The sequence below is a fragment of the Pedobacter sp. UBA4863 genome (genome assembly GCF_002399615.1).
GTDB lineage: Bacteria > Bacteroidota > Bacteroidia > Sphingobacteriales > Sphingobacteriaceae > Pedobacter.
In genome coordinates this window covers 62,521-69,389 of record NZ_DHDZ01000035.1, presented here as the reverse complement: position 1 = coordinate 69,389, position 6,869 = coordinate 62,521, and the positions used below count along the sequence as shown (strand labels likewise).

5 protein-coding genes are annotated in these 6,869 nt (G+C 40.6%); all 5 read left to right on the top strand.

What is annotated here, in order from left to right; translation table 11 throughout:
• The first annotated feature begins 279 nt into the window (after positions 1–279).
• Entirely contained in the window at positions 280–717 is a 438-nt protein-coding gene (locus B3I52_RS08350) for a MarR family winged helix-turn-helix transcriptional regulator (protein ID WP_293300308.1), read from the top strand.
• A 1-nt stretch (position 718) separates the two neighbouring features.
• Positions 719–3,106, top strand: a complete 2,388-nt coding sequence (locus B3I52_RS08345) for a 3-hydroxyacyl-CoA dehydrogenase/enoyl-CoA hydratase family protein (protein WP_293300306.1) — start codon at positions 719–721, stop codon at positions 3,104–3,106.
• Between the two features lie 36 nt (positions 3,107–3,142).
• Complete coding sequence (locus B3I52_RS08340; protein ID WP_293300305.1) at positions 3,143–3,493, top strand: four helix bundle protein; 351 nt, start codon at positions 3,143–3,145, stop codon at positions 3,491–3,493.
• A 113-nt stretch (positions 3,494–3,606) separates the two neighbouring features.
• Entirely contained in the window at positions 3,607–4,782 is a 1,176-nt protein-coding gene (locus tag B3I52_RS08335; RefSeq protein WP_293300304.1) for an acetyl-CoA C-acyltransferase, read from the top strand.
• A gap of 226 nt (positions 4,783–5,008) precedes the next feature.
• Positions 5,009–6,790: an acyl-CoA dehydrogenase family protein gene (locus B3I52_RS08330; protein ID WP_293300303.1), complete on the top strand. Its 1,782-nt coding sequence runs from the start codon at positions 5,009–5,011 to the stop codon at positions 6,788–6,790.
• Positions 6,791–6,869 lie beyond the last annotated feature (79 nt).

Here is a 6,869-nt window from a genome sequence, read left to right as displayed (position 1 = left end):
CAATAAATAGTTGATATACAAGTGTTTGTGGTTTATTTTAAAAATCTAGCCTCTCCAAGAGGGGGGTATGCAAATCGCATAGTTACATTGATAGCGATGTATTATAAGGTATGATGGATGACGTACCATATACCATAAACGAGCATCGTAAGTGCTGTGCTTAAGCGGTAGCAAATCTACTTGGTAAACAGCTTTTAATTAAAACCACAACAAAAATTAACATTCTCCTTGCATAATAAAAACCAATTGTATAAATTTGCTATGCAAGCATAATAAATAATGAAGCAGAAAGAAACCGTAGATTATTTTCTTAAAGTAGTTTGGCAAAACGTATCGAACACTTATAACCAAGTTGCAGCTGGCTTTGGCATCACACAGGCTATTGGCTATATGTTAATTAATATCGAGGCCGATGGTACAGCGGTGTCTGCGTTGGCAGCATTACTCGGTGTAAAGGCCACAAGTTTATCGCGAATGTTAAACAACATGGAAGAATCGGGGTTAATCTACAGAGAAACCTCCGAAGGAGATAAACGGTCGGTAAAAGTTTACTTAACACCATTTGGAATAGAAAAACGAAAGCTTGCCCGCGATGTAGTCATTTCTTTTAACGAATACTTGAACGAAAGATTAAGTGTGAGAGAGCGAGAGCAGTTAATCTCCACTTTAGAAAAAATTAACCAGTTAACATTGGCTTATCCGCCAGCAAAAAAATAATATGAACAGAAGCATTAAGAAAGTAGCAGTTTTGGGGTCGGGTATTATGGGTTCTCGTATTGCCTGCCACTTTGCTAATATTGGCGTAGAAGTCTTATTGTTAGATATTGCAGCTAAGGCTGCCGAGGGAGAACAACAAAGCGCCCAGCAAAAAAATAAAATTGTAAACGAAGCTTTGCAAACTGCGGTGAAAAGCAATCCATCGCCCATCTATTCGCAAAAAGTGCTGCAGAAAATAAGTACTGGTAATTTTGAGGATGATATGCCGAAAATTGCCGCTTACGACTGGGTGATAGAGGTAGTGGTAGAAAACTTGGACATCAAGAAAAAGGTGTTTGAGCAAGTAGAGCAATATCGCAAACCAGGCACTTTGATTACCTCAAATACTTCGGGAATCCCCATTCATTTAATGGCCGAAGGCAGAAGCGATGATTTTAAAGCTAATTTCTGCGGTACACACTTTTTTAATCCGCCACGTTACTTAAGATTGCTAGAAATTATTCCAACGCCATACACTAAGCCCGAAGTGATAGACTTCTTGATGCACTATGGCGATAAGTTTTTAGGTAAAACTACTGTACGTTGTAAAGATACCCCTGCTTTTATTGCCAATAGAGTTGGTGTTTATTCCATCATGGCCCTACTACATTCCGTTGAAAAACTAGACCTAATTGTGGAGGAGGTAGATAAATTTACCGGCCCGGCATTAGGTCGCCCCAAATCTGCTACTTTCCGTACATCGGATGTAGTAGGTTTGGATACCATGATTAAAGTAGCCAAAGGGCTGTACGATAATTGCCCAGAAGATAAAGCACACAATTTATTCAAATTGCCTGCTTATGTAGAGAAAATGGCCGAAAACAATTGGCTGGGCGATAAAACCAAGCAGGGTTTCTACAAAAAAATAAAAAATGCCGAAGGTAAAAGCGAAATTTTAGCGCTCGACTTAAAAACACTGGAGTATAAACCTCAGCAAAAAATTAAATCAGCTACGCTAGAAATGACTAAAACCATTGAAAAGGTAGCCGACAGGATGAAGGTTTTTGCTGCGGGAAAAGATAAAGCGGGAGAATTGTTCCGCACTTCTTTCTTTGGGCTGTTCGAATATGTGTCTGACCGCATTCCAGAAATAGCTGATGAGCTTTACAAAATAGACGATGCCATGCGTGCAGGTTTTGCTTGGGAACTTGGTCCATTTGAGGTTTGGGATGCCGTTGGCGTAGCCGATGCCATTGAAGGGATGAAAAAATATGGCAACCAACCTGCAGCTTGGGTAAGCGAAATGGTGGCAGCTGGACATACTTCGTTCTATAAAATAGAAGATGGCGTAAAAAAATATTATGACATCCCATCAAAAAGCTATAAAGCCATTCCGGGTACGGCCGATTTTATCATCTTAGAAAATCTAAAAGCCAATGATAAGGTGCTCTATAAAAATGCCGGTGCTTCTATTATTGATTTGGGCGATGGAATCTTGAACGTAGAGTTTCACTCAAAAATGAATACCATTGGGGGCGATACTTTAACGGCAATCAATAAAGCAATTGATATGGCCGAGGCAGCTTATCGTGGAGTGGTAATAGGTAACGATGGTGCTAATTTTTCTGCTGGAGCAAACGTAGGAATGATTTTTCTGCTGGCCGTAGAACAAGAATGGGACGAGTTGAATATGGCCATCAAGATGTTCCAAAACACTTCGATGCGTATTCGTTACTCCTCTATTCCGGTAGTGGTAGCACCACATAATTTAACTTTAGGCGGCGGTTGCGAGTTTAGCTTACATGCAGATCATGTACAACTAAGTGCCGAAACTTACATGGGTCTGGTAGAGTTTGGTGTGGGCGTTATTCCAGGCGGTGGCGGTACTAAAGAGTTTGCCTTAAGAGCTTCTGATGAATTTACGGATGACCAGATTGTGCAAAATACGCTGAAAAGCCGCTTCTTAACCATTGGTATGGCAAAAGTGTCAACCTCGGCAGTAGAAGCTTACGAACTAGGTTACCTGCAAAAAGATAAATACGCCATTAGTATGAACCGTAGCCGTTTAATTGCCGATGCCAAAGCAAAGGCAATTGAACTAGCAGATGCAGGTTACACTAAGCCAGTGCAACGCAAAAATATCAAGGTATTAGGAAAACAAGGTTTGGGAATTGTTTATGCTGGTGCAAACACCATGTATTCGGGCAATTACATTTCTGAACATGATAAGAAAATTTCAGAAAAACTAGGTTGGGTAATGTGTGGCGGCGATTTATCAGTCCCAACAGAAGTAACAGAGCAATACCTATTGGATTTAGAAAGGGAAGCATTTTTATCGCTTTGCGGAGAGAGGAAAACGCTAGAGAGGATACAGAGTATTGTGACGAAGGGGAAACCGTTGAGAAACTAGGGGAACAAAGAGCAAGGAACAAAGAACAAAGACTGGATGCATAATTTTAGACAGTTGCAAATTTGGAAAGAGGGAATGGAAGTAACCAAGCAGGTTTACTGGCTTTTAGCGAGGTTTCCTGCTTCTGAAAAATTTGGGCTAATCTCACAAATTTCTCGATGTGCCGTTTCTGTTCCTTCTAACATTGCAGAAGGTTCGTCAAGGGCATCGAATAAAGAATTTGCACACTTTTTATCAATTGCTTTAGGTTCTTTATTCGAACTGGAAACACAGCTTCTGCTTTCCACAGAACTTGAAATTATAAATAAAGAGGAATTAGGATCGATAATTGAAATTATAATTCAATTACAAAAGAAGATATCGGCTTTTAGAAAAACATTGAATTAACAATATCGGTTAAGGCATTGGGTCTTTACTCTTTGTTCCTTAATCTAAAAGAAAATATAGGTTGAGCGACTTGGTCTTTATTCCTTGTTCCTTAATCTTTAATCCAAAAAAAAATGGAAGCATACATAATAGCAGGACTTAGAACGGCAGTAGGCAAGGCGCCACGTGGGGTATTTCGTTTTACCAGAGCTGATGATTTAGCCGCTGACGTAATTAAACAATTGGTAGCATCTGTACCGAATTTAGACAAGGAACAGATTGATGATGTGATTGTGGGTAATGCCACTCCAGAAGCGGAACAAGGCTTAAACATTGGCCGTATGATCAGTTTGATGGGCTTGGATACCGACAAAGTACCAGGAGTTACGGTAAATAGGTATTGTGCTTCGGGTTTAGAAACTATTGCTACCGCAGTGGCTAAAATTAAAGCAGGCATGGCCGATTGTATCATTGCTGGTGGAGTAGAGGTAATGTCGGGAATGCCGTTTGGTGGTTGGAAATTAGTGCCAAACCCAGATGTGGCAAAAAACAACCCAGATTGGTATTGGGGAATGGGCTTAACTGCCGAAGCAGTAGCCAAAGAGTACAACGTAAGTAGAGAAGACCAAGATGAGTTTTCTTTTAAATCGCACATGAAAGCCATAGAAGCCATTAAAAATGGTCATTTAAAAGCAGGTGTTGCGCCAATTACTGTAAACGAGACATATTTAGATGATCAATTGAAGAAGAAAACAAAATCTTATATAGTTGATACTGACGAAGGCCCAAGAGCAGATACTACGATTGACCGATTAGCAAAGTTGAAACCTGTTTTCGCAGCTAACGGATGCATCACGGCGGGTAATTCATCGCAAACTTCTGATGGTGCCGCTTTTGTATTGGTAGTTTCTGAAAAGAAGATGAAAGAATTGGGCGCAGAGCCAATTGCCCGTTTGGTGAGTTATGGCGTAGCTGGCGTGCCACCGAGAATTATGGGGATTGGCCCAATTGAAGCCATCCCGAAAGCGTTGAAAATGGCAGGCTTGCAGCAGGATGAAATTGGATTGATTGAACTGAATGAAGCTTTTGCGTCGCAATCTTTAGCCATCATCAGAACCTTAGGATTAGAGCAGAGCAAAATCAACGTCAACGGTGGTGCCATTGCTTTAGGCCACCCACTAGGATGTACAGGAGCTAAACTTTCGGTGCAGTTATTTAACGAAGCCAAACGCCAAAATCAAAAGTACGGTATGGTAACCATGTGCGTAGGAACGGGGCAGGGGGCAGCGGGGATATTTGAGGTTTTTTAAAGATAAAAGAGCAAGGAATAAAGAATAAGGATTTCTTGCAAAAGTATAAAATAATATAGGTTAAGGCACTGGGTCTTTATTCTTTGCTCCTTAACCCAAAATATAAATGTCAGTTAAAGTACTAAGTCATTATTCTCAGTTCTTTAATCCTTAATAAAAAAAATATAAGTATCGATTTAGGCGCTTGGTCTTTGTTCCTTGCTCCTTAATCCTTAATCAAAAAACAATGAGCAAAACAATCAAAGGCGGAGAATTCTTAATTAAGGAAACTTCTTATCACGATGTATTTATTCCAGAAGAGTTTGATGAAGAGCAGCAAATGATTGCGCAAACCTGTCGCGATTTTTTAACTGCCGAAGTTTATCCAAATCTCGAAAAGTTAGACAGTCACGCAGACCCAGAGTTGATGCCAACGCTTTTAACGAAGGCTGGTGAACTGGGGATTTTAGGTGTTTCAGTACCTGAAGAGTATGGAGGTTTTGGCAAGAATTTTAACACTTCCATGTTGGTGGCCGATGTAGTTGGTGCCGGGCATTCGTTTGCGGTAGCTTTATCGGCGCATACCGGAATTGGAACCTTGCCTATTTTGTATTATGGTAATGAAGAGCAGAAAGCAAAATATATCCCTAAGTTGGGAACTGGAGAATGGAAAGCAGCGTATTGCTTAACCGAACCAAACTCAGGTTCTGATGCCAACTCAGGAAAAACAAAAGCAAAGCTGAGCGATGATGGTAAACACTACATCATTAACGGACAAAAAATGTGGATCACCAATGGTGGATTTGCAGATATTTTTATCGTTTTTGCTAAAATAGACGATGATGAGAACTTAACTGCTTTTATCGTAGAACGCGATTTTGGTGGCATTACCATGAACCCAGAAGAACATAAAATGGGGATCAAAGGTTCATCAACCCGTCAGGTGTTTTTTAACGATTGCCCAGTGCCGATAGAAAATATGTTGAGCGACCGCCAAAATGGGTTTAAAATTGCAGTGAACATTTTAAATATTGGTCGTATCAAACTTTCTGCTGCGGCTATCGGAGCTTCAAAAGCTACCATTAGCACGGCGGTAAATTATGCCAACGAGCGTCAACAATTCGGTAGGTCGATTTCTAAATATGGTGCTATCCGTTATAAAATCGCCGAAATGGCGTCAAAAGTTTACGCCGTAGATGCCGCGAACTACCGTGCAGGACAAAACATTGACGATACTTACGATGCATTAGTGGCCGATGGAATGGAACCAGGAAAAGCAAAGTTGAAATCGGTAGAACAGTTTGCAGTAGAATGTGCCATTCTGAAAGTTTGGGGCTCTGAGGCGTTGGATTATGTAGTTGACGAAGGCGTGCAGATTTACGGTGGTATGGGCTACAGTGCCGATGCGCCAATGGACAGAGCTTATCGCGATGCTCGTATCAACAGGATTTTTGAAGGTACAAACGAAATTAACCGTTTGCTGACCGTAGATATGATGTTGAAACGTGCGATGAAAGGCGAGTTAGATTTGATGGGCCCAGCAACAGCAGTAGCAAATGAATTAATGTCTATTCCAGATTTTGGAGAAGAAGACGATACTTTGTTTGCTGCCGAGAAAAAAGTATTGCAAAACTTAAAAAAAGCAACTTTAATGGTGGCAGGTGCTGCGGTGCAAAAACTAATGATGAGCTTAAGCAAAGAGCAAGAAATATTGATGAACATCGCCGATATGGCCAGCTATGTTTACGTAGCCGAATCAGCCATGCTGCGTACCGAAAAATTGGTAAGTTTAAAAGGCGAAGAAGCTTGTAAAGGGCAGCTAGATTTAATGCGCATTTATTTAGTGGAAGCTGTAGATGGCGTAGCTAAAGCAGGTAAAGAAGCACTTTGGGCATTTGGCGAAGGCGATGAATTGCGCATGATGTTAGTTGGTTTACGTCGCTTTACCAAGATGGAGCCATTTAATGTAAAACAAGCTCGTCAAAATGTAGCACAACAAATTATTGAAGCTAATAAGTATATTTTTTAAAAGCTTAAAGACCATAGCTTAAAGACTAAAGTGGGGTTTGCATTGAGCATATATCTTAGCTTTAGTCTTTTTGCTTTCA

Coding starts and splice junctions, on each gene's coding strand:
- B3I52_RS08350 (WP_293300308.1), top strand. CDS start 280: ATGAAGCAGAAAGAAACCGTAGATTATTTTCTTAAAGTAGTTTGGCAA.
- B3I52_RS08345 (WP_293300306.1), top strand. CDS start 719: ATGAACAGAAGCATTAAGAAAGTAGCAGTTTTGGGGTCGGGTATTATG.
- B3I52_RS08340 (WP_293300305.1), top strand. CDS start 3,143: ATGCATAATTTTAGACAGTTGCAAATTTGGAAAGAGGGAATGGAAGTA.
- B3I52_RS08335 (WP_293300304.1), top strand. CDS start 3,607: ATGGAAGCATACATAATAGCAGGACTTAGAACGGCAGTAGGCAAGGCG.
- B3I52_RS08330 (WP_293300303.1), top strand. CDS start 5,009: ATGAGCAAAACAATCAAAGGCGGAGAATTCTTAATTAAGGAAACTTCT.